General features: G+C 33.3%; 4 protein-coding genes. 1 reads left to right on the forward strand and 3 read right to left on the reverse strand.

Annotated elements, in window-relative coordinates:
- A partial coding sequence (locus AOG55_RS09445; RefSeq protein ID WP_162216745.1) for a hypothetical protein occupies positions 1-480 on the forward strand: 480 nt, incomplete at its 5' end.
- Between the two features lie 11 nt (positions 481-491).
- On the opposite strand, the gene AOG55_RS01895 is transcribed toward AOG55_RS09445, so the two are convergent.
- From AOG55_RS01895 to AOG55_RS01905, 3 genes are read right to left on the reverse strand one after another with little or no spacing between them, the layout of a single operon-like run.
- Positions 492-1,244, reverse strand: coding sequence for a carbon-nitrogen hydrolase family protein (locus AOG55_RS01895; protein WP_156318721.1), 753 nt, complete (start codon positions 1,242-1,244; stop codon positions 492-494).
- Position 1,245: 1 nt separating this feature from the next.
- On the reverse strand, positions 1,246-2,448 hold the full coding sequence (gene coaBC / locus AOG55_RS01900) for a bifunctional phosphopantothenoylcysteine decarboxylase/phosphopantothenate--cysteine ligase CoaBC (protein ID WP_231563418.1): 1,203 nt from the start codon (positions 2,446-2,448) through the stop codon (positions 1,246-1,248).
- 54 nt (positions 2,449-2,502) lie between these two features.
- A complete protein-coding gene (locus AOG55_RS01905; protein ID WP_054964344.1) occupies positions 2,503-2,922 on the reverse strand; it encodes a hypothetical protein in 420 nt (139 codons plus the stop codon).
- Between the last annotated feature and the right edge of the window lie 139 nt (positions 2,923-3,061).

Consider the following 3,061-nt stretch of genomic DNA (forward strand, 5'->3'; position numbering starts at 1 on the left):
AACATATATTCAACATTTATGGATAAATTCCCAACCTTCCACTGCCTAATAAATCAAAAGGATGAGGGGTATGACGCCGATATACAGCTGTTTTTTACCAGAGAGTATGAACTAGCCATGGAGGTTTCCAGGCTTATTGAGCTGGACAATGATAGCATTCAGTACTCCAGAATTCTGAAATTTATACAGTCTTTTGAGAATTTTTTAATAACCGGTGAAAAACCAGATGATTTTCAGTTCTTAAAGACCCTCCCCTCTGTTAAGGGATGGAAAGACGATTATAATATAATTCAAAGCAGGAACAGGGTTTCCAGGCTTCTCTTCAGGGCCGTATTAAAAACAGTTGAGGTTATGTATTACTATGAAAAAATGTCGAAAAAGGATGATTACAAACACAGATTTTTACCGGAATACTTCGAGGCCTTCTGGATCATGCGCGATGTATTTTATCAGAGGGCCCTTGATACATACAAAAAATAAAATAATTTTATCTAAAATTTTATTATTTTAGATTCCGGCCCAGCGTATTTACCGGGATCCTCCATAAACCTTTTATTTCTTCCATCACGGTAGTCTTCAGTATTTATTACATCTTCAATATTTTTATATTTTTCTATTTTTGTCCTTATTCTAAATCCGTTTTTAAATCCGAACGGTACAGCCATTATTGATTCCCCCAGATATGGGTCTGAAATAGAATTGGCAGACATTACCGGCATTCTGTTTTCAAGAGATCTTATTTTTATGTACATATGCCATTCCACATTAAAATCATGGCCAATTAATGATGGGTTTAATACAATATCACATCCATTACCTGCAAGGATTTTCATATAGTAAGGAAAATCAATGTCATAGCATACTGCTATCCCGAATTTTAAATCATTATGTGAAAATATGGTGATAATATTTCCACTGTTATAATGAATTTTCTCGTTTCCATACAGCATTATTTTGTCCTGATATCCGGCAATTTTTCCATAATGTACAAAAAATGATCTGTTAAAAAGGCCAGCGTCTGTTTGTATTGAAAAAGACCCGGGAATGAAATATGGTATATTTTCTGTTCCTAGATCCTCTATTATGGATAAAGCCTCTTCCATTGTCAGTTTTTCTGTTATCCACTTTTCCGGGAAGAGTATAATCTCTGAATTTACATTTTTCAATGAGTTTACAGCATTGTCATGTGCCGAATTTTTATCAGTACGCTTTAACTGTATTATTGATGCACCTATCTCAGGCATTTTATACACCCCTGCCTTTTAATCCTGAGAGATAAATAAGCAGTTTTTTGGTCATTACTGGCTTGGGCATAACACCCATATCCTCTGATATATTATTACCGGCAAATATGTAATGATTTGTTATCCTCCCAAAAGGTTCCATTTTATAGGTGTTAACAACAACAAGGTCGGGTACATTTTTAAAATGCGCCATAACATCCTCATTGAAATCTGATGTTAATCTAAACGCAACAAGAAGCCCTGAGAAATTTTCTCTTATAATATTTAACAGTTTTTTAACAGGTTTGAGTTTTATTGTGATTTCCTTATTACTATCATATTTTTCCTCGTTTTTATTAATAACCTCGAAATCCGGCAGTGCAGCGGATACTATAACAATATCATAGTTGTTTTTTAATTCCTTTATAGTATTTGATTTAAACTCATCAAAGGTTTTTGCAGGTATGTAATTTACATAATCTGGCATTGATTCCTCAGAATTCCCTATGTATGTTATTTTATCAGCACCCAGCCTAAATGCATTTCTTGCAATCCAGTAACCGGTAAATCCTGTTCCGTCATTTGTCAGGGACCTTACAGGGTCTATTCTGGCCTCCCCCCTTCCAGAGATAATTAATATTCTCCTCCCTGAAAGTTCATTATGAACACACCTTGAAACATGGTCTATAATACAGTTATTATCGCCCAATTTTGCCTTATCCCCTGAATATACTGGATTTACAATGGAAATACCCATTGAAATCAGTTTATCTATATTTTTTTTATTTACAGGGTTTTCCATCATTGACCTGTGCATGGCAGGTGCTATTAATGTTTTAACATTACTGCCAAGTGCCTGTGAAAAAAATAATGATGGCACCGTGTCTGCTATGCCTGAGGATATTTTACCAATACAGTTATATGATGCAGGAGCTACCAAAAAAATTTTTTTATCGCCATTTTCAGAAAAAATATTGATATGCTCCAATTCTCCTGATATTCTGGTTATCACACTGTTTTCAGATGCCCATTTCATAACCTCGGGGCTTATGAACTGTGCTGCATTAAAGCTCATTCCAGTAATAACCTCTGCACCCTCCCTTCTTAAATTTCTTACCAGATCCGGTATTCTGTATATTGAAATGCTTCCACATAGGGCCAAAACCACAGTATAACCCTCAAGTGTCCTTGAAAAAAGATTTTTATCGTATTCCAGCATGTCCATTATATTATTTCATTTTATACATATTTTTATTTTGACCCAAAACATAATTAAAAATTATTTCTGAATTCTTGAAAGCCGGTAAATATTCACAAACTGAAGCACGAATATGACTATGAATGAAAATGCCATGAGAAATGAATATGTATTTGATTCATTAAAGAGGAATAAAAAGCCTGAAAGGCCTGCTATCAGGACAAAAATAAAGCTTATTGTGGATGATATAATCAGCACATTATCAGAGATTTTAAGCATTAAATAAAATATAATAAATGATGCAAATAAAATCAGAAAGCCAAAGACCATGTGAATCATAATTGGTATAAAGTTAGTCATGGGCATTCTCATGAATCCGTGGGATGTTATTGGCGGAAAATTAACATAAAGATTAATATATATTCCAAGAATAAACTGAATGAAAAGCAGTAAAACTAAACCGCCTGTGAAGTAATATGCGTATTTAAATTTCTCTTCCATATAAATTGCATGCAAGGATAATATATTATTATTTCCAATTTTTTTAATAAATGTTTTTGAATGCATAACATTAATGCCGATTGCATGGACTTCCACTTATTAAATAAACAATTTAATAATTTTGATATATTTTAAAACA

The sequence above is a fragment of the Acidiplasma cupricumulans genome, assembly GCF_001402935.1.
GTDB classification, from domain to species: Archaea; Thermoplasmatota; Thermoplasmata; order Thermoplasmatales; family Thermoplasmataceae; genus Acidiplasma; species Acidiplasma aeolicum.

Bases quoted from the DNA above. Each gene is read 5' to 3' on its own strand.
- AOG55_RS01895 (WP_156318721.1), bottom strand. From the start codon at position 1,244: ATGCCTGAGATAGGTGCATCAATAATACAGTTAAAGCGTACTGATAAA.
- AOG55_RS01905 (WP_054964344.1), bottom strand. From the start codon at position 2,922: ATGGAAGAGAAATTTAAATACGCATATTACTTCACAGGCGGTTTAGTT.
- coaBC (WP_231563418.1), bottom strand. From the start codon at position 2,448: ATGGACATGCTGGAATACGATAAAAATCTTTTTTCAAGGACACTTGAG.